The 22892-nt window shown below is 60.1% G+C and carries 26 protein-coding genes and 1 riboswitch; of the genes, 8 read left to right on the forward strand and 18 right to left on the reverse strand.

Going from position 1 to position 22892, the window contains the following annotated elements; genetic code table 11:
* Positions 1 to 44: 44 nt before the first annotated feature.
* Positions 45 to 887, reverse strand: a complete 843-nt coding sequence (gene nadC / locus ABYM29_RS09030) for a carboxylating nicotinate-nucleotide diphosphorylase (protein ID WP_372864400.1) — start codon at positions 885 to 887, stop codon at positions 45 to 47.
* Positions 888 to 1318: 431 nt separating this feature from the next.
* On the opposite strand from nadC, the gene ABYM29_RS09035 reads away from it, so the two are divergent.
* From ABYM29_RS09035 to ABYM29_RS09050, 4 genes are all read left to right on the forward strand, one after another.
* Positions 1319 to 3556 carry a DUF1631 domain-containing protein gene (locus tag ABYM29_RS09035; RefSeq protein ID WP_372864401.1) on the forward strand — a complete coding sequence of 746 codons (2238 nt, stop codon included), beginning with the start codon at positions 1319 to 1321 and terminating at the stop codon, positions 3554 to 3556.
* A gap of 148 nt (positions 3557 to 3704) precedes the next feature.
* Positions 3705 to 4262: a 1,6-anhydro-N-acetylmuramyl-L-alanine amidase AmpD gene (ampD, locus tag ABYM29_RS09040; RefSeq protein ID WP_372864402.1), complete on the forward strand. Its 558-nt coding sequence runs from the start codon at positions 3705 to 3707 to the stop codon at positions 4260 to 4262.
* Between the two features lie 37 nt (positions 4263 to 4299).
* Positions 4300 to 5151, forward strand: a complete 852-nt coding sequence (ampE, locus tag ABYM29_RS09045; RefSeq protein WP_372864403.1) for a regulatory signaling modulator protein AmpE — start codon at positions 4300 to 4302, stop codon at positions 5149 to 5151.
* On the forward strand, positions 5151 to 6026 hold the full coding sequence (locus ABYM29_RS09050) for an ROK family protein (protein WP_372864404.1): 876 nt from the start codon (positions 5151 to 5153) through the stop codon (positions 6024 to 6026). The genes ampE and ABYM29_RS09050 overlap by 1 nt, the downstream gene beginning before the upstream one ends.
* A gap of 12 nt (positions 6027 to 6038) precedes the next feature.
* On the opposite strand, the gene ABYM29_RS09055 is transcribed toward ABYM29_RS09050, so the two are convergent.
* A complete protein-coding gene (locus tag ABYM29_RS09055; protein ID WP_372864405.1) occupies positions 6039 to 6593 on the reverse strand; it encodes a cob(I)yrinic acid a,c-diamide adenosyltransferase in 555 nt (184 codons plus the stop codon).
* Between the two features lie 130 nt (positions 6594 to 6723).
* On the opposite strand from ABYM29_RS09055, the gene cobU reads away from it, so the two are divergent.
* The 3 genes from cobU to ABYM29_RS09070 are packed head-to-tail and all read left to right on the forward strand — an operon-like array spanning position 6724 to position 8895.
* Entirely contained in the window at positions 6724 to 7239 is a 516-nt protein-coding gene (gene cobU / locus ABYM29_RS09060) for a bifunctional adenosylcobinamide kinase/adenosylcobinamide-phosphate guanylyltransferase (RefSeq protein WP_372864406.1), read from the forward strand.
* 4 nt (positions 7240 to 7243) lie between these two features.
* Positions 7244 to 8290, forward strand: a complete 1047-nt coding sequence (cobT, locus tag ABYM29_RS09065; protein ID WP_372864407.1) for a nicotinate-nucleotide--dimethylbenzimidazole phosphoribosyltransferase — start codon at positions 7244 to 7246, stop codon at positions 8288 to 8290.
* Positions 8290 to 8895, forward strand: a complete 606-nt coding sequence (locus ABYM29_RS09070) for a histidine phosphatase family protein (protein WP_372864408.1) — start codon at positions 8290 to 8292, stop codon at positions 8893 to 8895. Before cobT ends, ABYM29_RS09070 begins: the two co-directional genes overlap by 1 nt.
* On the opposite strand, the gene ABYM29_RS09075 is transcribed toward ABYM29_RS09070, so the two are convergent.
* Positions 8892 to 9338, reverse strand: coding sequence for a hypothetical protein (locus ABYM29_RS09075; RefSeq protein ID WP_372864409.1), 447 nt, complete (start codon positions 9336 to 9338; stop codon positions 8892 to 8894). The genes ABYM29_RS09070 and ABYM29_RS09075 overlap by 4 nt on opposite strands.
* Positions 9339 to 9535: 197 nt before the next feature.
* Between ABYM29_RS09075 and ABYM29_RS09080 the strand changes: the two genes are divergently transcribed.
* Positions 9536 to 9664: a hypothetical protein gene (locus ABYM29_RS09080; RefSeq protein ID WP_372864410.1), complete on the forward strand. Its 129-nt coding sequence runs from the start codon at positions 9536 to 9538 to the stop codon at positions 9662 to 9664.
* A 105-nt stretch (positions 9665 to 9769) separates the two neighbouring features.
* On the opposite strand, the gene ABYM29_RS09085 is transcribed toward ABYM29_RS09080, so the two are convergent.
* The 15 genes from ABYM29_RS09085 to ABYM29_RS09155 form a co-directional block, all read right to left on the reverse strand.
* The gene (locus ABYM29_RS09085; protein ID WP_372864411.1) at positions 9770 to 11215 is read right to left on the reverse strand and encodes a cobyric acid synthase; all 1446 of its coding nucleotides are present in this window, start codon (positions 11213 to 11215) and stop codon (positions 9770 to 9772) included.
* Between the two features lie 40 nt (positions 11216 to 11255).
* Positions 11256 to 11927, reverse strand: a complete 672-nt coding sequence (gene bluB, locus ABYM29_RS09090) for a 5,6-dimethylbenzimidazole synthase (RefSeq protein WP_372864412.1) — start codon at positions 11925 to 11927, stop codon at positions 11256 to 11258.
* A complete protein-coding gene (locus tag ABYM29_RS09095) occupies positions 11917 to 12717 on the reverse strand; it encodes an ABC transporter ATP-binding protein (protein WP_372864413.1) in 801 nt (266 codons plus the stop codon). Before ABYM29_RS09095 ends, bluB begins: the two co-directional genes overlap by 11 nt.
* Positions 12717 to 13706: a FecCD family ABC transporter permease gene (locus tag ABYM29_RS09100; RefSeq protein WP_372864414.1), complete on the reverse strand. Its 990-nt coding sequence runs from the start codon at positions 13704 to 13706 to the stop codon at positions 12717 to 12719. The genes ABYM29_RS09095 and ABYM29_RS09100 overlap by 1 nt, the downstream gene beginning before the upstream one ends.
* Positions 13693 to 14574 carry a cobalamin-binding protein gene (locus ABYM29_RS09105; RefSeq protein WP_372864415.1) on the reverse strand — a complete coding sequence of 294 codons (882 nt, stop codon included), beginning with the start codon at positions 14572 to 14574 and terminating at the stop codon, positions 13693 to 13695. Before ABYM29_RS09105 ends, ABYM29_RS09100 begins: the two co-directional genes overlap by 14 nt.
* Positions 14574 to 15176: a cob(I)yrinic acid a,c-diamide adenosyltransferase gene (gene cobO, locus ABYM29_RS09110; protein ID WP_372864416.1), complete on the reverse strand. Its 603-nt coding sequence runs from the start codon at positions 15174 to 15176 to the stop codon at positions 14574 to 14576. The genes ABYM29_RS09105 and cobO overlap by 1 nt, the downstream gene beginning before the upstream one ends.
* Before the next feature lie 35 nt (positions 15177 to 15211).
* Positions 15212 to 17092, reverse strand: a complete 1881-nt coding sequence (locus tag ABYM29_RS09115; RefSeq protein WP_372864417.1) for a TonB-dependent receptor domain-containing protein — start codon at positions 17090 to 17092, stop codon at positions 15212 to 15214.
* A gap of 90 nt (positions 17093 to 17182) precedes the next feature.
* Positions 17183 to 17338: riboswitch (cobalamin riboswitch) on the reverse strand.
* Between the two features lie 103 nt (positions 17339 to 17441).
* Positions 17442 to 17624, reverse strand: a complete 183-nt coding sequence (locus ABYM29_RS09120; protein WP_372864418.1) for a hypothetical protein — start codon at positions 17622 to 17624, stop codon at positions 17442 to 17444.
* 98 nt (positions 17625 to 17722) lie between these two features.
* Complete coding sequence (locus tag ABYM29_RS09125) at positions 17723 to 19306, reverse strand: DUF2306 domain-containing protein (protein ID WP_372864419.1); 1584 nt, start codon at positions 19304 to 19306, stop codon at positions 17723 to 17725.
* A gap of 35 nt (positions 19307 to 19341) precedes the next feature.
* Complete coding sequence (locus tag ABYM29_RS09130; protein ID WP_372864420.1) at positions 19342 to 20022, reverse strand: DUF4336 domain-containing protein; 681 nt, start codon at positions 20020 to 20022, stop codon at positions 19342 to 19344.
* 197 nt (positions 20023 to 20219) lie between these two features.
* Positions 20220 to 20897 (reverse strand): hypothetical protein, encoded by a 678-nt coding sequence (locus ABYM29_RS09135; protein WP_372864421.1) that lies wholly within the window; start codon positions 20895 to 20897, stop codon positions 20220 to 20222.
* A 267-nt stretch (positions 20898 to 21164) separates the two neighbouring features.
* On the reverse strand, positions 21165 to 21590 hold the full coding sequence (locus ABYM29_RS09140) for a GNAT family N-acetyltransferase (RefSeq protein ID WP_372864422.1): 426 nt from the start codon (positions 21588 to 21590) through the stop codon (positions 21165 to 21167).
* A gap of 31 nt (positions 21591 to 21621) precedes the next feature.
* Entirely contained in the window at positions 21622 to 21834 is a 213-nt protein-coding gene (locus ABYM29_RS09145; protein WP_372864423.1) for a GDCCVxC domain-containing (seleno)protein, read from the reverse strand.
* A complete protein-coding gene (gene merC / locus ABYM29_RS09150; RefSeq protein ID WP_372864424.1) occupies positions 21822 to 22214 on the reverse strand; it encodes an organomercurial transporter MerC in 393 nt (130 codons plus the stop codon). Before merC ends, ABYM29_RS09145 begins: the two co-directional genes overlap by 13 nt.
* 89 nt (positions 22215 to 22303) lie before the next feature.
* Positions 22304 to 22690, reverse strand: a complete 387-nt coding sequence (locus ABYM29_RS09155) for a DUF2306 domain-containing protein (RefSeq protein WP_372864425.1) — start codon at positions 22688 to 22690, stop codon at positions 22304 to 22306.
* Between the last annotated feature and the right edge of the window lie 202 nt (positions 22691 to 22892).

Here is a 22892-nt window from a genome sequence, read left to right on the forward strand (position 1 = left end):
CCCCTCGTGTAAGGGGCTCGTGCTTAAAATGCTTAATATACTATTTAGTCCATTAGCCGCATCGACAAATCAATCGCCCGCGCATGCTTTGTCAGGGCGCCTATCGAAATATAGTCCACGCCGGTTTCGGCGATAGCTGCCAGAGTTTCCTTGCTGACATTGCCCGAGGCTTCGAGCTTGGCGCGGCCTGCGGTGAGCTGCACACCTTCGCGCATGTCGTTCAGGCTGAAGTTGTCCAGCATAATAATGTCGGCGCCTGCTGCGAGGGCTTGTTCAAGCTCTGTTATCGATTCCACTTCGACCTCTACCGGTTTTCCGGGGGCCAGTTCGTGGGCGGTGCTTACCGCTTTGTCGATGCCGCCGCAGGCGGCGATGTGGTTTTCTTTAATAAGAAAGGCGTCGTAGAGGCCGATGCGGTGGTTGTGACAGCCGCCGCAACTCACCGCATACTTTTGCGCGGTGCGCAGGCCGGGAATGGTTTTGCGGGTGTCGAGCAGTTTGACCGGGGTGTGGGCAACAATGTCGGCGTACTCCCTGCAGATGGTGGCCGTGCCGGAAAGCAGTTGCAGAAAGTTGAGGGCGCTGCGCTCGCCGGTCAGCAGAGCGCGGGCGCTGCCGCTAAGCTCAAACAGTGTGGTGTCCGGCGCAACGCTCTGGCCGTCTTCTACCTGCCATTGAAGTGTGACCGACTTATCAATTTGTTTAAAAACTTCATCGACCCATTCGCGGCCGCAGATCACTGCCTGCTCGCGGCTGATCACGCGCGCCTTGGCTTGTTCGCTTGCAGGGATAAGCATGGCGGTGATGTCGCCGCTGCCGATATCTTCTTGCAAGGCCGCGCGCACAGCGCTTTTGCGGTCATTGATCAGGGCGTCGAAAAACTGCATGGCAATAGTTCCACTATCTATGGTATTTATTAATATAGCTGCGCTATGCTTTATCGGCGGCGGCAATGGCACAGTCCGATCTCTCGCCCTAGGTAGATTCCCCTGCTGGTGAGAGTGAAATGGCAGCTGCTATAAAAAGTTTAACAGGACAGCAGCGATAATGTATTTGGCCGCTGTTCAGGGCTCGCGGAGTGTAGCAAGTTGATGGCGCCAGGTGTAGCCGGCATGCATATATGGGTATGTCGCTACTGACGGGGTAACGTCACTTTGGTATAACTGTGTGACCTAGCAGGCCTTTTTTTGGGCTGAACAGTAAATGCGAGGCGGCATTTACCGAAGTCGGGGTGCGGGACTGCTAGTATCAGGCTGCGGATAGCTGAGAACAATGCGCACAACAAATACAGTATCGGGATAACACTGGCAGAGCGAAGATGGCGGATAAATCTAATAACATCGTGGATCTAACCACCCGGCGTGAGGCGGCGGAGCCCCCCGCGTCGACTCGCGCTCGCGACTTGCCACCGGTCTTGGCTGCGCTGCAAGAGAAATGCGAGCTGTTTCTCAGCGAGCGACTGACCGGTTTGCTGGACGATGTGGATGACATGTTGTTCGAGCTGGCCGATGAGGCGAGTAGCGCCAAGGAGCAGCACCTTTACTTTGATTCGATGCGCGAAATTCGTGTTCATCGCCAGCAAGTCGAAAAGAATTTTATCAGCGGGCTTCGCAACAATTTTGCCAGGGAGCTGCAGACCGCAGTGGATGGCTCTGCCGAGCACGGCCGCGCTAAGTTGAAGCTGCTTGAATCCGATGCCCTGGAAGAGCTGGTGGCGATAGAGGGCATGGCTAAGAAGGCCGAGCGTCGCTATCTGCAAGAGTTATGGCAGCTGTGTACGGCGTGGCAGCACAGTGTCGGCGGCGATGCGATAGCCGCTGCGGAACTGCCGATGGGGCCGGCAAAGATTGCCAAGGCCTTGGGTGAGTCTTGCAAAGATTTGAATGTCGACATCAAGGCGCGTTTGGTCTTATTTAAACTGTTCGATACCAAGATTGTGTCGCGCTTCGACGAGTTGTTCGCAGTGCTGGTGCCCGTGCTGGAATCTCAGGGACTGTCGCTGGACAGCCTGAGTAAACCGACGACGGCAAAGCAGGAAAATGCGCCCCAAGATCTCGGTGCAATGGGCAGTAACTCTGCTGAGGGGGGAAGCCAGCAGGCTGTTCCGCCTGGGGAGCTTGTCAACCAGCTGATAGATGCGCTGGATAAGGCACTTGATGGCTCTGCGTCTGCGGACGCTCCGACGCTTTCTAAGCCGTCGTTTATGGTGGCGCTGCAGGACATGCAGAACGAGCAGTTCAGCCACTTGAAAAATCGCGGGGCTGCTAATGATGATGGCGCTTTTCAGCAGATTTCTCAAAAACTGGTCTCGCGCCTGCAGCAAGTTAGCCGGGTGTCACCGGGCGATGCTTCGGCACTATCGGTTGAGCGAGATCAAGACACCATTCATTTTGTCGGCACATTGTTTCAATACATGCTCGAAGGTGACGGCCTGTCCGACCCGCTGAAAAGTTTGCTTGCGCACTTGCAAATTCCCATCTTGAAAATGGCAATGCTCGATAAGAGTTTTTTCAGCCGCGAGGAGCACCCTGCGCGCAAATTGCTCAGTGCGATTGTGGGGGCGGGTATTGGTTGGTCTCCGGTGTCTTCGCCAGAGAAAGATCCGCTGTACAAGAAGCTTGAAGAAGTGGTGATGCGGGTGCTTGGCGACTTTGGTGTCGACAGCCAGGTGTTTGTCGATGTCCTCAGTGAGTTCAGCCGCTTTGTGGAAAAAGCACAACGCCGCGCAGAGCTGGTGGCCCAGCGCACTGTTAATGCAGAGGGTGGCAAGGCCACAGCCGAAGCTGCCCGCGGTTATATCAGCGGTCTATTGGATGAGAAGTTGGCCGGTAATAGTTATCCGGTAATTGTCAGTAAAATCGTCAAGGATGGCTGGAGTAAGGTGCTGTTTCTGTCTTATGTGCAGTCGGGACCAGAGAGTGCCAGCTTTAGAGACGAAGTCGAGTTTGTTGAGCGCCTGCTGTGGAGTGTGGCGCCCAATAATGCGCCCGAGCACCGCAATGAGTTGATTGCCGCTTTGCCAGTATTGATCGAGACGCTGCGTTTGGGTTTCAACCGGGTGTCCTTAAACGCCTTTGAAACAGGGCAGTGGTTCGAGCAGCTTGAGCGGCTGCACATGGCCAAGCTGAACCGTCGGCCGCAGCTGGACAGGTCGTCCGGCGCTGTTAGCGGTGCAGAAACTGAGGAGTTGGCACACCTGGATGCAGCGCTGTCAGAACTCGATGACGCTGGCCAAGCCGAAGTTGATGAGGCTGAATTGTTGGCGCAGCAACAAGCTGCAGCGTTGGACTCCTTGCGGGTCGGTAACTGGGTGGACCTGCGTCAGGATGACAGCAAAATGCTGCGGTGTCGGCTGGCGGCGGTGATCAACGGCATTGGCAAGTATATTTTTGTCAATCGCGCGGGCATCAAGGTGGCCGAGTACAATCGTGCGACTTTGGCGCAGGCCTTGGCGGATGGTGATCTGCTGCTTATTGACGACGACCGTATGTTTGACCGCGCCCTTGAGTCGGTCATCAGCAATCTGCGCGATATGAATGACAAGCCGCTAGCCTAAGCTTTCACTGTTTTTTCTCTTTTCACAGTTTGTGCCTGGGCTCTATTGGGTCTGGGGCCAGTGTCGCGCTTTAACCCCTCAAGGCTATTTCGATTCCCGCCCTCTGCCCTCGCCTGCTAAACTGCCACTCATAAAATTAGGAGCGGCAATGTATAGCATTGACAGCGATGGCTGGTTTGAGCACGCCTGCAAATGTCCCTCGGACAACTTCAATGAGCGACCACTCGGTGAAGAGGTCAGCTTGTTACTGATACACAATATTAGTCTGCCTCCGGGCCAGTTTGGCACGGGCTGTGTTCAGCAGTTTTTTTGCAATACACTGGACTGCACTCGCCACCCGGAACTGCAGGAGTTGGCGGACCTGCGGGTGTCGGCACATGTATTCATCGACCGTCAGGGCAAGAGCTTCCAGTTTGTTTCGCTGTTGCAGCGCGCCTGGCACGCCGGTGTGTCCGCATTTGATGGCCGTGAAAATTGTAATGATTTCAGCATCGGAATTGAGCTGGAAGGCGAGGACCATCAAGCGTATAGCGCCGCTCAGTATCGCGAGCTGGCGGCAATAACCATCGCCTTGCAGCGACGTTTTCCTGCCATAACACTGCCCCGTATTGCCGGGCACTGCGATGTGGCGCCGCAGCGAAAAACCGACCCCGGTCCCGCGTTTGACTGGCATTACTACCGGGCACTAATCACCGCTCAGAGCTGAGAAGAGGCTGGGTGGCAACAGAGAGACTGACTAGAAGATGGAATTTTTTGCGATTCTAATTGCATGGGCAGCGGTACAGTTTTGGGGCAGTGGAGCACTGCTGCAGCACGACAGCTGGCTGCCTCATTACCGCCGCATGTTGCGTTATATTCCGCAGCCGCAACTGCGCTTGGCGGTGTTTGCTATGGCCCCGGTGCTGTTGATTGCGCTGTTGGTGTGGCTGTTGGGGCCCTTGGTTTTCGGTCTACCGCTGTTTCTACTCAGTGTGGCGGTATTGCTCTACAGTCTGGGACGAGGTGACTTTCATATTCAGTTGCGGTTATATCTCAATGCCTGGCGGCGCGGCGATCTTGAAGGGGCCTTTCTATACGGCCAGCACTTTAGCTCCGAGCTTTGTGATAGCGGTGCGGACAATGCTCTGCAAATGCACAATGCTGTGCGCAAAGCGGTGTTTTACCAGGGCTTCGAGCGCTGGTTTGCAGTGGTGTTTTGGTTCTTCTTGCTCGGTCCTGCGGCGGCGCTGCTATATCGCCTGTTATTTATAACCAGCCAAGATGCGCTGGTCAGCCAAGATGAGCGCGATCTAAGTAAAACCCTGCTGTATTACCTGGAGTGGGTGCCGGTGCGCCTACTGGGCTTTGCCTTTGCCTTGATTGGCGATTTCGAGGGCAGCTTTAGCCGGTGGCGGGGGATGCTGTTAAGCGAATTGCCCAGTGACGAGTACCTGAATGAATTGGGTAGCGGTTCGCTGCCGTCGGTTGTTGATGCCGAACTCGATGGTGAGCGCTTCGTGCAGCAGGCGGCCGATGAATTGCAGGCGGTGCAGCAATTACTGTCGCGTAGCTTGTTGTGTTGGGTTGCGGTGATGGCGCTGATGCAGCTGTTCTAATGCGTATTGGTGTGGATCTTGGAGGCACTAAAATCGAGGTGCTTGCTCTGGATGGCTGCGGCGAAGTGCTGTTGCGGCGTCGTGCAGCGACCCCCGCCGGTAGCTACTCGGCAATTCTTGAAACGATTGCCGGCTTGGTTGAAGGCCTAGAATCCGAGCTTGGCGAGGTGGCTTCTGTTGGCGTGGGCTCTCCCGGCGCAGCGTCATTAAAAACCGGCGCCATGAAAAACTGCAATACCACCTGCCTTAATGGCCAGCCACTGCAGGGTGATCTGTCGGCGAGACTGGGGCGCGAGGTGCGCCTGGCTAACGACGCGAATTGCTTTGCGCTGTCCGAAGCCGTTGACGGCAGTGGTGCCGAGGCTACAACCGTGTTTGGCGTTATTCTTGGCACTGGGGTTGGCGGCGGCTTGGTGGTGAATAAACAGCTGTTGGTGGGTGGTAATGCCATTGCCGGAGAATGGGGCCACAATCCGCTGCCAGGGGCTTTCGAGGACCGGCCCTGTTACTGCGGGCGTCGCGACTGCATTGAAACCTATCTCTGTGGAGCTGGGCTGCTGACGAGCTTCCGGCGTCACGGTGGCCGGGCAAGCAGCGTAGAGCAGTTGGTCGCGCTGGCCGACAGTGGTGATGCCTGTGCCGGCGAGGTATTGGAAAATTATTGTCGCGCCCTGGCGCGGGCTTTGGCGCTGGTGATCAATATTGTCGACCCCGAGGTCATCGTGCTCGGTGGTGGTCTGTCCAATATTCCCCTGCTGTACCGCCGAGTGCCCGAGTTGTGGGGGCAGTGGGTGTTTAGCGACGAGTGCCGCAGTCGCCTGCTGCCGGCGCGTTACGGCGATAGCAGCGGCGTGCGCGGGGCGGCCTGGTTGTGATAGCTCACTGAGTTAGCGTTTATCGGCGGGCTGCCATAACACCTCGTCGCCGCCGTTGCGTCGCGCCAGCAGCCGGGCCATCACAAACAGAAAGTCGGATAAGCGATTCAAGTACTGGCGGCTGGTGTCATTCACCTGATCTTCACGACTCAGTGCCACCAAGCTGCGCTCGGCGCGCCGGCAAATGGCGCGCGCTAAATGGCACAGCGCGGCGGGCTTGCTGCCACCGGGTAAAATAAAATTCTTCAGCGGTGGCAGGTCTTCGTTGAGGGCGTCCAAGCTCTGTTCCAGCTCGCCGATGCGCTCGGCGTTGACCAGGGTATAACCCGGCACGGCCAATTCTCCGCCGAGATCAAATAAGTCGTGTTGGATGCGTGACAGCAGGGCGGCAAAATCGTCTTCGGCCGGCAGCTCGGCAATCAACAGGCCGATTTGTGAATTCAGTTCATCGACATTGCCAATCGACTCCATGCGCACATGGTCCTTGTTTATCCGCGAGCCATCGCCCAAGCCGGTGCTGCCGTCGTCGCCGGTGCGAGTATAAATCTTGGATAAACGGTGTCCCATATTTCCCTCTGCTTGTTGCTGTCTTGTAGAATGAAGCGCCGGCGTTCTGAGTGGTGGCCGACGTAAAGTATACGTGACTTACCGGCCTCGGGCAGCTCAGCACCGGTCAATAACATAATAAGGAGTCAGGGTGCTGGAATTGTATTTGGGGGGCGCACGCTCCGGGAAAAGCCGTTTGGCTGAGCAGCGCGCCTGTGCCAGCGGTCGTGAATTGGTGTATATCGCCACCGCGACCGCCGGCGATGCAGAGATGGCGGCGCGTATTGCTCATCACCGTCAGCAGCGCGCCGGTTGCGGTTGGCAGACAGTCGAAGCGCCGGAACAGCTTTGTACCGCCATAGCCGATCATGCCGGGCAAGACCGCTGCGTCTTGGTAGATTGTCTTACCCTGTGGTTGAGCAATTGGCTGGGCCGGGATGACGCGGCGCAGTGGCAGCGGGTGCGCACGGCATTTCTGCAATGTATTCAGCAGCAGGCGGGGCAGTTAATTCTGGTCAGTAATGAAGTGGGGCAAGGGGTTGTGCCCATGGGTGAGCTGACGCGGCGTTTTGTCGACGAGGCGGGGCGCCTGCACCAGGACATCGCCGCTGTTGCCGACCGCGTGGTGTTTGTTACCGCCGGCCTAGAACAAACTTTAAAAGGATAAAATTGTGAGTGAATGGTATCTCGAGGCCGCGCCCGAGCCCAATGAAGAAGTCCGTTTGGCGGCGCAGCAGCGCCAGGACAATTTAACGAAGCCGCGTGGTTCGCTGGGTCGTCTGGAAGACGTCGCCGTACAATTGGCGGCGATACAGGGCACGGTAACACCTAAACTGGATCGCGCTTTTATTGCGGTATTTGCTGCCGATCACGGCGTGGCCGCCGAGGGGGTGTCGGCCTATCCGCAGACGGTGACCGCCGAGATGGTGAGAAACTTCGCCAACGGTGGTGCCGCCATCAGCGTACTGGCGAAAAGTCTCGGGGCAAAATTCCAGGTGGTGAATACCGGTACGGTCTACGCCATAGAAGACTTGCCCAATGTCGTCGACCGGCGCGTCGCTGCCGGAACGCAGAATATGTGCGTGACCGAGGCGATGGACCGCGAACAGTGCCTGGAGGCCTTCGCCGTCGGTCGCGATATTGTCGACGAGGCTGGCGATATCGACATCTTCCTCGGCGGTGAAATGGGCATTGGCAACAGTACCTCGGCCGCCGCCTTGGCGGTGGCGCACACCCGCCTGTCGGCCACGGCCATGGTCGGGCGCGGCACCGGCATCAGCGAGCAGGGCCTGGCGAAGAAGGCGGCGGTGGTGACGCGGGCGATGTCCCGTCATCTGCCGCATATGAAAGACGGCGTGGAAACCTTGCGGCGCATTGGCGGGTTGGAAATCAACGCCCTGGTTGGCGCCTACATCCGCGCCGCGCAAAACGGTATTGCGGTCTTGGTCGACGGCTATATTTGCACCGCGGCGGCCATCTCGGCGGTCAAGGTTAACCCCAGTATTCGCCCCTGGTTGTTTTTCTCTCACTGCTCGGCAGAGCCCGGCCACAAGCGCCTGCTGGCCAAAATGGACGCCCTGCCGCTGTTGGAATTGGATCTGCGTTTGGGCGAGGGCAGTGGCGCGGCGCTGGCGCTGCCCATCATGCAGTCCGCCTGTCGCCTGCACAATGAAATGGCCAGCTTCGAGCAGGCCGGTGTGAGTCGGGGTAACGATTAATGAGCGTCACCACCAGTCGTATTGACCTGTTGCGCCACGGCGCCTGCGAGGGCGGCGAAATCTTTCGCGGCAGCACCGATGTGGCGCTGAGCGCGCAGGGTTGGGGGCAAATGCGCGACAAAGTAGCGGCGGTGAGCGACGGCTGGGATCGCATTATCAGCTCACCCCTGCAGCGTTGTGTGCGCTTTGCTGAGGAGTTGTCAGAGCAGCGCGGTATCGCCTTGAGCGTTGATGACAATTTGCGCGAAATTCATTTTGGCGACTGGGAGGGCCTGCCCCACAGCGAGGCCCAGCAGCGCGACCCCGAAGTCTGGCGGCAGTTCTGGCAGTCGCCGGAACAGGCCAGCCCGCCCAATGGCGAGGCCATGAGCGATTTCTGCGCGCGCATCACCAGTAGCTTGGATCGCATCGCCGAGCGCCATCAGGGCGAGTCGCTGTTACTGGTGGTACACGGCGCGGTTATTCGCGTGATGATCTGCCACTGGCTGGGTATGCCGATGGGCGCAATGACGCGGCTGTCGGTGCCCTATGCCGGCCTCAGCCGCTTTCACATCTATCGCCAGCCCGGTCGCGAGCCCTGGGTGCAGTTGCACAGCCACGGTTAGCGCGACGGCTGTATTACCGGTGCCGACAGCGCGCGGCTGCCGCTGATATACCACTTGCCATCGCGACGAAAGAATCGGTATTCGGCGTGGTGGCGCTGGGTTTCGCCGGCGGCGAAATTGCCGAAGCTGCTTTCGTACTGCCGGTATTCCATCTTGTCGGGCGACAGCTGTCGTTTTTCGGCTACGCTGGCTAAGTCGTCGGCAAAGTACAGGTAGATATACACCTCGGCGCTGCCGCGCTCGCCTTCGTCCTGCTTGCTCAGAATACTGATTTCGCGCAGCTCAAAAAATGCCGGTTCGGCCAACCCTTCAATATTTTTTTTCAGCAAGTTTTCAATGGTGTAATCGGTGAAGTCGATGGGCTTGCTGCAGGCGCTTAGGCTTGCCAGCAGGCCGATCAGCAACCACGACCGCGCATGGCCGCCAAACAGGTATCGCATCATAAGGCTCTCTTTGGAAACAGGGTTGTCATATTAGGGCGTTAGGCTCACGGCGTTCACTGATGAGCGCAATATCAGTCTGTGAGTATCTCCATGGATCGTCGACTTTTTGTCAAAGTCATGACCGCCGCCAGTCTCTGCACGTCCATACTGACAGCCTGCAGCGGTGGGGGCAATGACAGCCGCTGGCCAATCTGCATATGAAATACAGCGAGCTGAAGAGCAAGGGCTTTGTGTTAATCGCTGTCAGCCGCGAGCGCAGCCAGGCTGAATTTTACTACGCCGCCGATATCAGCCGCGCCGATCAGTCGGGGGGATGGACGAGGTGAAAACCCTTGTGGTGCAAGCGGGCAGCAGTCGCCTGTCGGCAGATGGGCCGCTGTCCCAGCCGCGCCGCCAAACCATGGCCCTAGCGGCATAGCTAACGTGCGGTGTCAGTCGCGAAGCAGGCGTTCTAGGTCCAGGTGTTGTTCCACACAGTCGGCCACGCGGTTGAGGTTGGCTTCAATCAGCGCGTCGTAGTCAAAGTCCTGTTGCTGGCGGGCGCCCGCCCAGTCCAGCAGCAGTCGCCGCGCCGCGTCGTCGTCAAACAGGCCGTGAATATAGCTGCCCAGCAGCTGGTTGTCGGCGGAGACCGCGCCGTCAGGGCGGCCGTCGATGTCGGCAAAGGCCTGTGAAAGCGCTGCTCCGCGGCTCACCCCGGCGTGAATTTCATAGCCGCGAATGCTGCTGCGCTGGCCGTTGAGCGTGCAGTGGCCCGTCACCTGGCGCAGGGTTTTGTCGGCGGCCAGGGTGGTGTCGAAGTCGAGCAGGCCCAGGCCGTCACTGCTGCCCGCCGGGCCTTCTATCCCCAGTGGGTCGTGGATGGCGCTGCCGAGCATTTGAAAGCCGCCGCAAATGCCCAGTACCTTGCCGCCGTAGCGCAGGTGACGAAGCAGTTGCTCGGCCCAGCCGTTGTTGCGCAGCTGTTGCAGGTCGCCGCGCACACTCTTGCTGCCGGGCAGAATCAGCAGGTCGCAGGCGGGCAGTGGCTGGCCCTTGCGGACAAACTGTAGGTCGATATTGGGGTGCAGGCGCAGGGCGTCGAAGTCGGTGTGGTTACTGGTGCGCGGCAGCACTGGCACCGCCACCCGCAGCGCGGCGTCTGTCAATTGCTGGCTGGCATCTATGGCGTCTTCGGCCTCTAGGTGCAGGTCGTGCAGATAGGGCAGCACGCCCAGCACCGGCTTGCCGGTGCGCGCCTCCAGCCAGTCCAGCCCCGACTGCAACAGGGCGATATCGCCGCGAAAGCGGTTGATCACAAAGCCGGCGACCCGCGCCTGCTCGCTGGCTGACAGCAGCTCCAGTGTGCCGACCAAGTGGGCAAATACACCGCCGCGGTCGATGTCGGCGACGATAATCACCGGGCAGTCCACGGCCTCGGCAAAGCCCATATTGGCAATGTCGTTGGCGCGCAGATTAATCTCTGCCGGGCTGCCGGCGCCTTCTACCACAATCCAGTCGTACTGCTGGCTGAGTCGCCGGTGGGAGTCCAGCACCGCGCGCCGCGCGGTGGCCTTGTAGGCGTGGTAGTCCTGGGCTTCCATATTGCTCAGTGCCAGGCCGTGGATAATCACCTGGGCGCCGGTGTCGCTGTTGGGCTTTAGCAGCACTGGGTTCATATCGCTGTGCGGAGGCAGGCCGCAGGCGCGGGCCTGCACGGCCTGGGCGCGGCCAATCTCGCGGCCGTCGGGGGTCACCGCGCTGTTCAGTGCCATATTCTGTGGCTTAAACGGCGCGACGTTCAGGCCGCGGCGCTGCAGGGCGCGGCACAGCGCCGCCACCAGCACGCTTTTGCCGGCGTCGGAAGTGGTGCCCTGTACCATTAAGGTCTTAGTCATTTAGGGTATTAGTCATTTAGGGGTTCAGCCATTAAGGGGCTTAGCCATTGGCGTCATCGTCGGGGCGGCCATCGGCCTGCCAGCCGTCTTCCATAATCAGGTTGTCCAGCGCGCGGCGCTGGTCCCAGTGTTCGCTTTCCAGCATTGGCCGGTCGTAAAACTCGGTCACCGGTCCCAGGCAGAGCAGGGCGATGGGCTGGCTGCCGGCGGGCATATTCAGCAGTTGCTTTAGCGGCTCGGGTTCAAACAGCGACACCCAGCCCATGCCCAAGTTCTCGGCGCGGGCGGCCAGCCACAGGTTTTGAATGGCGCAGGCGGCCGAGGCCAAATCCATTTCCGGCAGTGTGCGGCGGCCAAAAATATAGCGCTGGCGCTGGTCGCACAGCGCCACTACTAACAGCTCGGCGCAGTCGCGAATGCCCTCGACCTTAAGCTGTAAAAATTCCTCGCCGCGCTCGCCCAGGGCCTCGGCAGACTGTTGAATTTCCGCCTGCACCAGTTGGTAGAGCTGGTCGCGCAGCGCCGGCTTGCGAATGCGGATAAAGCGCCAGGGCTGCATAAAGCCCACGCTGGGCGCGTGGTGGGCGGCTTCCAGCAGGCGGCGCAGGGTCGCCTCGTCAACACTGCCGCCAGCGAAATGGCGCATGTCGCGGCGCGCGGCAATCACCCGGTAAATGGCGTCGATGTCGCTTGGGCTAAAGTCAGTCTTCATCGCAGTAGGGCCTGTCGGTGCAGGGCAGAAATACTCGCTCGCCCTGATCTTCCAGTACCCGCAGGGGCTGGCGATACAGGCGCTCCAGCGCGGCGGTTTGCAGCATGGTGCCGGCCTCGCCCCAGCAGGCGCTGCCGTCGGGGTAGAGCAGCAGCAAATGGTCGCAGTAGCGCGCGGCGATATTAATGTCGTGCAGGCACAGCAAGACCGCGCTGCCGGCGGCGGCCTGCTCGCGCATCATGCCCATTACTGCCACCTGGTGGTGGAGGTCAAGGTGGTTGCCGGGCTCATCGGCCAGCCACAGGTCGGCCTGCTGGGTCATGGCGGTGGCAATGGCCAGGCGCTGCTTTTCGCCGCCGGACAGGGTGCTGACCAGTTGCTGCTCCTTGCCGGCCAGTTCCATGCGCGCCAGTGCCTCGCGGGCGATGGCCAGATCGTCGGCCGACTCCATGTCCCAGGCACTGAGAAAAGGGTGGCGGCCGATCATCGCCGACTCCAGTACCGTGGCCGGAAAACTGTCGGGGCGCTCTTGAAACACCACCGCCATTTGCTGGGCAATGTGGCGGCGGCGCTGCTGGCGCAGATCTCGGCCCTTAAGCAGCACGCGGCCGCTGCGCGGTTTGCGCAGACCGGCGAGGCTGTGTAGCAGGGTGGTTTTGCCGGCGCCATTGGGGCCGAGCACGCCCCAGATCTGGCCGCGGGCAATGCTGAAGCTCAGCGCACTGCCGTCGCCGCGCCCGGGGATGTCGATATGCAGCTGTTCGGCGGTCAACAGAATCTCGCGGCTCATCAGCGGCTCCGATACAGCAGAAACAGGAAGCTGGGCACGCCGAGCAGGGCGGTGATCACCCCGACGGGCAGTTGTTCGGGAGCAATAATGGTGCGCGCCAGGGTGTCGGCCAGGGTCAGCAGGGTGCCGCCGGCGAGGGCGCAGGCGGGCAAAATCAGCCGCTGGTCGTTGCCCAGTAGCAAGCGCAGCATATGCGGCACTACCAGTCCGACAAAGCCGATACTGCCGGCGGTGGTGACCGCCAGCGCGGTCAGCAGGCTGGCGGTGATATAAATGCCCCACTCCAGCGGTTTCACCGCCACACCCAGTGCGGCGGCCTGCAGCGGTCCGCGCGCCAGCACGTTCAAGCTGCGGCCCAGTGGCAGCAACAGCAGCGAAATCCCCAGTAGGGTAATCAGTGCCGGCCAGGGGCTGCGCGCGTAGGCCAGATCGCCCATCAGCCAGAACAGCATGCCGGGCAGGTTTTCGGTGGGCGCCACCGCCAGCATAAAGGTGATGACCGCGCCCCAGCCGGAGGCGATGACCACCCCGGTGAGCAGCAGACGGGTCGGGGTCCAGCTGCCGGTGCCGTGGGCCAGACCAAAGACGGTGACGGCCGAGACAATGGCGCCGACAAAGGCTGAGCCGGAGACTACCGCGCTGCCCAGGCCAGCGAGCATGGCGCTGAGCGCGCCCACCGCCGCGCCGCCCGACAGGCCCAGCACATAGGGGTCGGCCAGCGGGTTGCGCAGCAGGATTTGCATCAGCGCGCCGGCCACGGCCAATAGGCCGCCGGTGGCAAAGGCGGCGAGGCTGCGCGGCAGGCGCAGTTCAACAATCAGGGTGCGGTGCAGGGCGTCGCCACCGCCGTTGAGGACCTGCCAGAGCTCGCTGCTGTTAATGGCCACGCTGCCGGTGCTGACGCTCAGTGCCAGCGACAGCAGCGCAGCTAGGCCGAGCACCAACAAGGCCGGCAGCAGGCGCGGCAGGCTGCGTTCAGCGGCGGCCACGGGCGGTGTCCAGGTGTTGGCAGAGCAGGCGGGTACCGTCGAGCAGGCGCGGCGTAGGGCGCTGCAGGGTCGACGGCGGAATAAAAAACAAATTGTCGCGCTGCACGGCCAACAGGCCGCTGAAGCTGCGCCAGTCGTTTAGCCAGCTGTGATTTTCTTCGCCCATGCCACCGGCAATAATGGCCTCGGGGTTGGCGGCCAACACCGCCTCGTGGTCGATACGCGCCGCCAGCCTGGGCAGCTCGCCAAACACATTGACCCCGCCGCACAGGCGAGTGGCCTCGCTGATTAGGTGCTCGTCGTTAACGGTCATCAGCGGGTTGACCCAGATCTGCTGGAACACCGGCAGCGGGTCGGCGTGCTGGTACTGCCGACGCAGGGCTTCGATACCCTGCTGAAAATCGTCGGCGGCGGCATTGGCGCGGGCCTCGGTGCCGGCCAGTGTGCCCAGCCGGCGCAGCGTGCGGCTGACATCGTCAAAGCCGCGCAGTTCGCTGTAATACACCGTCAGCCCCAGTGCTTCCAGCTGCGCCAGCTGCTCAGTGGGGTTGCCACTGTGCCAGCCGATCAGCAGATCCGGTTGCAGGCTGATAATGCTTTCCAGGTCGAAGCGGTTGTAACTGCCCACGCGCGGCAGCGCCTTGGCGGCTTCCGGGTAATCGCTAAAGCTCACCGCGGCAATTAGCTGCTCGGCGGCGCCGGCGGCGTACAGCAGCTCGGTGGCACCGGGCGACAGGGCAATAATGCGCTGGGCGGGGGCGGGCAAGCAGATCGGCTTGCCGCGATCATCGCTGACGCAGCGCTGGCCGTCGGCCGCCGCCGATAGTGCCAGCAGCGCGCAGCACAGCGCCAGCAGCCATTTGCGCATTAAAATTCCACGCCCTTGCGGGCCTTGATGCCGCTGTGGAAGGCGTGCTTTTTGTTGTCGATCATCGACACCGTGTCGGCCAGCTCTTTCAGTGCCGGCGGCGCGCCGCGGCCGGTAATGATCACGCTCTGCTCGCGGGGGCGGTTGCGCAGCGCCTCGTACACGTCTTCGGCGTCGATATAGCCGTATTTGAGCATATAGGTCAGCTCGTCGAGCAGCACCAAGTACACTGACTCGTCGCGCAGTAATTCTTTGGTTTGTTGCCAAGCCAGTTGCGCGGCCTCGCGGTCGCGCTCGCGGCTCTGGGTTTCCCAGGTAAAGCCGGAACCCATCACAATAAACGGCACCTCGGGGCAGCGCTGCTGCAAGAAGTTGCGTTCGCCACAGTCCCAGGTGCCTTTAATAAACTGCACCACCGCCGCTTTGTAGCCGTGGCCAACACAGCGGATCACTGTACCAAAGCCAGAACTGGACTTGCCCTTGCCCGGGCCGCTGAGCACGATCAGCACCCCGCGCTCTTCGGTGGCCTGGGCCACCTTGGCGTCAATCAGCTCTTTCTTCTTTTGCATGCGCGCCTGATGGCGCTTTTCTTCTTCGTTCATGGTGAGCGGGCTCCGCGCAGAAGTTGCCGTTTGCCTTACGGGGCGTAGCTGATGCTCAGCAGTGCCTCGCGGCCGATGGACTCATAGTTGCCAAGGCTGAAGTGTCTGGCGCTGACATATTCCTTGTCAAACAGGTTCTTCACCGACAACTGCAGTTTTACACTGCTGCTGAGCTGGTAGGACAGGCCGGCATCAACCAGACCGTAGCCGGGCAGCTCGTCGCTATTGCTGGTGTTTTCATAGCGGTCGCTGACCAGGCGCAGGCTGGCATTAACGCCCCACTGCTGCCATTGACGGTCGACATCGACATTGACCTGGCTGTCGGCGCGGCGGCGCAGCTCTTTGCCCGAGTTATTGTCTTCGGTGTCGAGCAGAGTGGCGTTGGCTTCGATATGCCAGTGTTTGACCACGGTTGCCAGACCCAGCTCAATGCCCTCGATGGTTGCCGATTCAATTTGGTCGGGGCCAAAGGTGGCTGGGTTGTACTGAATCAGCTGTTCGACGTCATTAATAAAGTAATTGACGCTCCAGCTGCCCCAGCCCTGTTTGCCGCGCAGTTCCAGTTCGCGGTTGCGCGAACTTTCCGGCTTGAGTGCCGGGTTGCCGTAACCGGGGTAGTACAGGTCGTTAAAGGTCGGTGCGTTAAAGCCCTCGCCGTAGGACGCGATCAGCTTCATGCCTTTTGGCAGGTCGAGGCCGGCTGCGGCGTTGCGGGTATCGTGGGAACCGAACTGCTCGTTGCTGTCGTGGCGCCAGCCCACTACGTAGTCAATGCGGCCGAAGTCGGCCTGCCACTGGGCAAAACCGGCGTGGTTTTCGCGCTCGTCCTGGCCGTAACTCCGGGTGCTGTCGACTTCGTCGTTAATATACTCGCCGCCCAGGGTGAGCATATGGTGGCTGCCCAGTTGCCAGTCGTTTTGTACAGAGGCCTGCTTGCGGGTGGTATTAAAGGTATCGCCGCTGACGCCAGCAGCTTGGCCGGCAGGCTCCAGAAAGCGGTACTCAATGCTGCTGTCGTCGGTGGAGTGGCCGACTGCCACACGCAGCTGCCAGTTGTCTGTCAGCTGGAACTCACCACGCAATCCACCAATGCTAACGCGACTGTCGGAATAGGGTGCGCAGTCATATTTATTGAAGCTGCTGTCATAACAGCTGCCGTCGAAATCGCTCTCGCTGTCGCTTTGCTGGTACAGCGCAAACAGCTGGGCGCGGTCGTTAAGGCGGTGGCTGAGGCTGGCATTAATTGCCTGCTGCTCAAAGCCGTCGTCGTCGCCGTGGCGTCCCGCCTTGCTGGTGGTGTTGTCGATGCCGTCGGTTTCTTCATACAGGCCGCTGAGGCTGAACTGGGTGCGGGCGTCGCCACCGTTCACTGCGGCCAGTGTTTTGATGGTGCCCTGGGTACCCGCGCTGAGCTGCACAAAGGGCTTCACGCCATCGGCGTCGTGGTATTTCTTGGTGATGATGTTAATTACGCCGCCAATCGCCTCCGAGCCATACAGCGCAGAGCGGGGGCCGCGTACAATTTCAACGCGCTCGATCAGCTCGGGGGGCAGGTTGGTCAGCGACGGGCTGCCCAGGGTTGCCGAGCCCACGCGCACGCCGTCGACCAGCAGCAGCGAGTGGTTGCTCTGGTTGCCGCGTAAAAACAGGCTGGTGGACGCGCCGCGGCCGCCGTTGCGCACAAAGCTTACACCAGCGGCCCGCGACAGCAGTTCCTGCAGGTCTAGCGGGGCAATGCGCTCGATGTCGGCGCGTTCAAATACCGTTACCGGTGCCAGTACTTCGGCGATGCTTTGCTCGGTGCGGGTCGCGGTAACGACAGTGGTTTCAATATCGTGGTCGCCGGCGTCGGCGAGGCTGTGACTGCTCAGTGCCGTGAGCAGGGCAGCGCTAACAGCGAGTTGACGGTTTTTCATGGTATACCTCAAAGCTAATAACGGGCAGCAATGAGGGAGGGATAGAGGCAATATACAAGTATACGACCGCTGATGAAGCCCTCCGCTACATCGGGTGAATACTGATCAGGCCGGTTCCGGGCTCTCACCTTGCAGTGATTACCGTTGCGGGGGCAGCGTCGGTCTTGTCGAGGCTATCGACTCACCGAACTTCCCGTTTAACCCATTTGCACGTGGCTGCTGGGCACCTGACACAGGCGGCGCAACTCTAAGGCCGGCGGCAGGGCTTGTCAAATTTTAAGCGTTAGAGACCGGCGGGTGTGCCGGGCGAACGGGTGGCCTGAGTCCGTCGGCAGTTGCGGTCGTGCGCTTAGCCCCGGCTGTGGAACTGCAGCCGAAAGTCGGTCTGCTGCCACAGCCGGGCGGTGATCAGTACATGCAGGCACAGCAGCAGGCTGAAGGTCCATTCAAAGGCGTCGTCGGTGCGGTGATAGAGCGCCTCGGAAAGGGCAGAAATGGCCACGCTGGTCAGTCCGGTCAGCAGAATCAGCACCGCGCACTGCGCTAGCAGGCGCCGGCGCGCGAACTAGGGCGTTCAGTGGCCGAGGCAGTCAGTAAAAAGTCTGTCTCGGCGCAGTCGGTATGGCGGGGTCAGCGTGCAAAGCGCCGTTGTGTCACCTCGCCGTAGGCGCTATATATTACCGCCGCAGTGCACAGGAACAAGCCGCCGTACATACCCAGTCGATAGGCATGGCCCTGCTGGATATATATATCGGCAATCGGCATTACCGATAGTACCGCCAACACCCAGTAAAATGCGGGCAAGGCCATCACGCAGATCATGGTGAATATGCCCCACTCCTTCGCCAGTGCCTGGTCGCCACGGCGTAACGCCCAGCCCAGCAGCAGCGCAAACAGCAACGAACAGCTGCCGTTAAGCAAAAAGGGGGTGCCCGCCGCAAACGTGGCACTGCTGGGAGCGCCGTACCGCCAGCCCCAAAGCAACTGCACGGCGCCATCGGCCAGCGCGAATACCATCAAACCTGCCAACCAGGGACGTGCTGCGATCGCACTGCCCGCTGCCGGTTTAAGGAAGGTAATCTGCAAGAAGCGGATGCCGCACAGCATTGCCGCCAGCGTACTGATGGCATGAATAAGGCGGGACCACGACAGGCCGTCGCCCAGCACCGCCGTATCGTGGGCAATAACGGTGGCCGGGAGCATTTGCTGGGCCAGCGCCGACTGAGCCAGGCCGGGCTGCAACAGTGCGGTCCACAGCTGAGTAGTGATCGTCAGCAGCGCCAGGCCGATGGCTGTGTAGGTGAACGCCGTTTGCAGGGCTGGTGATATCGTCGGTTTAGTATTGGGTGTTAAGCGCTCTTTTTGCAGCCAGCGGTTCATACACAGCAGCGCATAGCCGATAAAAATACAGCTGGGAATCAATACCGCCGTGGCGACATAGTTGCTGATGCCCTGTGGCATATTGGGGAACAAGTTGGCGGCCCAGGTCCAGTTGATACGGGTAAAGGGGGCGGTTAATAGCAAGCCGTAGTTAAGCGCCATATAGGCCTGATGCTGGGCGTACTCCTTGCGCCACAAATGCCAGATCGATAGCCACAGCGTCAGCGTCACGCCAATGGCCAGAAACCACAGGCCAACGGTGAAGGTCAGGGTGTCATACATTTTTTCCAGTGGCGTCATCACCATGTAAGACATGGCCGCAATCATGCCCACCTGCGCCGCCACCATGTAGAGCATTCCGAAGCCCCGGTGCCAGCGCGGCGCGCGCTTGCGAAATGCTGGCCAGAATTGAAAGGCGCCGAACAGCATGCATAAGCCGCCCATCAGATTGTGGAAAGAGAGCGTGGCAATATGCGATTTCGGCATTTCCGAGTAGTAAATCAGCGTGTCATAAATACCGTTTTCGCCGTAAAGGGCTTCCGGAGCGCCACTCATTTTGCTGGCCAGCGGCAGCATTATGCCCGTGGACGTCCAATACGTTTTGGCGGCGTTGTCGGCGCGTCCGGCCAGTACTTCCTGTTGGGCAGCGATCCGGCCTTCGCGTATCGACGGGTCGTAAACTGCAGCAAAATTGCTGTGCGAGGCTTCGATGGCAGTCAAGGCGTAGAAACCCATTACCAAGGCGAAGATCAGAAAAACGCTAATCACCCAGCGCTGTGGCCGGCCGGCCTGATTCTTTGGCTGCGGCTCAAGTGAAACAGAAGAGTTGTGCATCGAGGTACCTTCGCTAGTTGGTTGGCTGGCAGACATCAGTAAAGCCAGGCCAGGCCATCACGTATCGCCCGGTGGGCGTCGCCTTGGATTATGTTGCCGTGAGAAAGAATGACGCGTTCAAACGGCCAGTTGAGCAATCGATTAATGCTGTCGCGGGCTCGGCGGCGATTCAGGTACAGCGGTCGCAGCAGTGGGTGCCAGCCCACCCTGCCCAGAATGCCTCCCAGCCGCAGATACCAGCGTGTGGGCGTATGCGTGCAGCGGTGAAAGTTTTCCACCAGGTCGCAAGTGATCAGGCTGCGGCTGTCCGGGTGATAAAACACCGTCTCGTTAAGCAGGCTGCCGTCGATCGTCAGTGGCAGCAGCTCGCCTTGCCAGTCTGGGTGTGGGGTCGCCGATAGCAGCGCGTCAAATTTCAGGTCTCTGCGCTTTTTGTGCAGCGCCGCAGGGCCGTGAAGCAAGGCCTCGGGGAATGCCGCGACTGCCTGTGCGGCATACATATGGTGGAAGCGGTTCGGGCAGACAATGTGGCGCACCGGGCCAATGGCGTTAATGCGCTCAGCAAGCTCAGCGGAAAGCGCGACCGGGGAGTGCAGCACCACTTTGCCGGATTTGAGCCTGACCACCGTCATGCGGCTGCCCAGATGCAGTCCCAGGAAGCGATGCGGTGTATCGACGACCCACAAATTGGGCGCTAGGGCTTGTAGTTCCGGCATGGTAATGAGCGCCTGTGATTGGCTTAAGCTAGACATTATTATATGTAACATTGAATGATGTCAATGTATGGGTGGGTGCGCTTCCCTAGCTTGGCCACTATGTCCTTGCAGGGGCTGGTGTTTCGGGGGCAGGGGCGGTTCTTCGCGAGTGTCGGGCAATTGGCTACGGCCTTGTACATTGCTTTGACACGGCGCGCTCAGCCCCGGCTGTGGAACTGCAGCCGGAAGTCGGATTGCTGCCACAGCCGGGCGGTGATTAGCACATGCAGGCACAGCAGCAGGCTGAAGGTCCATTCAAAGGCGTCGTCGGTGCGGTGATAGAGCGCCTCGGAAAGGGCAGAAATGGCCACGCTGGTCAGTCCGGTCAGCAGAACCACCACCGCGCACTGCACTAGCAGGCGCTGGCTGCGCCGGGCTGCGGCCGGCAGCGGCCGGCACTGGCCCAACAGGTGAATAATCAGCAGCTGGCCGAGAAAGGTGGTGCCGAAAAATGTGACCACGCCGATGCGGCGTTGCAGCTGGTAGCTGGGGCCGATGTGGCCCAGCATCAGGGTGTAGAGGCTCAAGCCCGCAGCGCCCAGCAGGCCCATGGCCAGCAACAGTTGCAGCCGCCGCTGAGCCGCGCAGCCGCGGCTGCGCAACCAGTGCACACTGGCGTACCAGTAGGCCGCCAGCAGCACCGCCGCCGGCATCATCAGCCCCTTAAATAAGAAACTCTCCGGCGGCTGGCGGCCGGTGGCGCTGATCGAGGTGCAGCTGTGCAGGTGGGGCAGGCACCAGTCCACGTGGCCCAGGCTGGCGGCCCAGAGATAGCTGGCGATAATGGCGAGCTGCGGCAGCAGCGCTGTAGCGGCGGCGAGCGGGTAGAGCGGCATTGGACTTCCCTCCCAAACCATGGCGTGGCGGTGAGCGCAGCCGGTCAGGCATTGTCTTGTGCTGTGTTGATAATACGACGTAGCGGCCAGCAGTGCAGCCCAGCGCGGCTCGCCTTGCCTTGCTGGGGATGGCGCGCAAGCAAGGCGGTTGTCAAAGCCTGGCGGTATAGCCGGCGGCGGGGCAGAAAAAGCCGGGCTTGCCGGCGCTAGTTAGCCAGGCCAATGGCGCAGCGGCTGGCGGCGTATGTTGTCGATAGCCCGATATGCTTAGCCGCGGGTTGGGCAGGCAAAGTGCAAACTCGCCGCAAGCAGGCCCTCGCGTTCGTAAAACCGGTGGGCAGCGTGTCGCTGTACACCAGAGTCCAAATGCAGCTGCTCGCAACCGCGTTCCGCGCCATAGGATTTTATGTATTCCAGCAAGGCCTTGCCGTAGCCCTTGGACCTTGTGGATGCGGCGGTGACCAGGTCGTCAATATAGATGTAGTTGCCCCAGGCGAGATTCGCCCCGCTGCGAAAACCCGCTACCGCGACAACCCCGTCTTTGCCTGTGATATAGGCCAGCTTATAACCGTCGGCTTGTTGCGCGCGCACCCTGCGGCAGAAGTCGTCGCCTTGCAGATGCGGTCGCAGCTCCTTCATAACCACAAAACACGCGTCTATTTCCCGATCGCTTTCAGCGAGTTTAATGTCCATTGTCGACTCCTGTGCGGCCCGCGCGGGCGCCTTAACGGCAGCAGCTGTCACCTTGCTGAATAGGCGGGCATTTAACCGAACCATAGGAACAGAAAACACAGCAATCACCGTCAAGTGGCCTTAGCAGCCGGTGGCATGACCGGCATTCATAAAACCACTGGCAGGCATCCGTCGGCATTTTTTCAAGCTGCTTGTGGCCGCATTCCGGACAGCATATTTCCGACTCGAGTATTAGTGCTGACATTGTGCCACCCCGGCTGGCCTGACCATATCCAGCATAGACACCGCAAAAATTAACACCAGACCGCCATAGAACAGGTATGTGCTCCAGGCAAACTGCCAGAGAGGGTAGAGGCTTAGCAGCACGGCAACAGGCCCCAGCAGCGAGAGCAGCCCCCGGTGGTGAACCTGGTGTTGATACCAGCCGGCAAGATTGGCCAGCAGCGCCATCGTCGCGAAAATTGGCAGCAGCGTGTTGATAAACAGCCCTTCATAACGCGACAAAAATCCCAAGCCAATCGCCGCGCCCAAAGCGCCCAGGGCAGGAAAGCAGGCCGCGCAGCCCATTGCGCTGACTATTACGCCAAGGCTTGCCGATTTCCCAAAGAAGCCGAAAACATTCACAACAAATACCCATATCCGAAAAGGGCAGCGTAAACCCTGGTGCTGGCTTTAGAGTCAACGGCTTCGCAAACAGCGCCTGGTCGACTGAGCTAGCCGAACAGCCAGCCGTGAATCAGCCGTTGTGGCGCCAGGGTGAATGCGCCTGCAACCAGTATGCCGCCAATATACAGGCCGATCATATGCTTTCTGTGGGCGTTAATGTCGCCTTGCTTGACCGCGGCAAGCGCACTGTACACCGAGTGAAGAACCAGCAGGCTGAGCAAATGTATCAGGCCAAAATGATCTAGCAATGTCGGCCCCACGTAGGCCGGCATAATCAGCGTGATAACTGCCGTCACCAGCATCAGCCCCATGTATATCTTTCCCAGTGATCGGTGCGGAACCGTGCCCTTTCTTTGGCACAACTGGTAGGCCCTGATAAACATCGCCGGAACCACTGTGGCAAGGTGCCCAGTTACCAGGCTCATATAATTCATGGTGCTACCTCATGTACCTTGTCCGGCAACTGCAGGGCGCGCCTTGCTGCCAGTTGTTGGTGCCCTCAGTCGGCATAGTGCGCCGACGACCTGACGACTTTGCGTTCTTCATTAAACTCAAAGTACTCCGCCCCCGTTTTGTGGTCGTGACGGCGGTAGTCGATGACTAGACTGTTCACGCCAAGTAGCACCCGGTTTATCG

Origin of the sequence: Spongiibacter sp. (assembly GCF_041602295.1) — a bacterium.
Taxonomy (GTDB): Bacteria; Pseudomonadota; Gammaproteobacteria; order Pseudomonadales; family Spongiibacteraceae; genus Spongiibacter.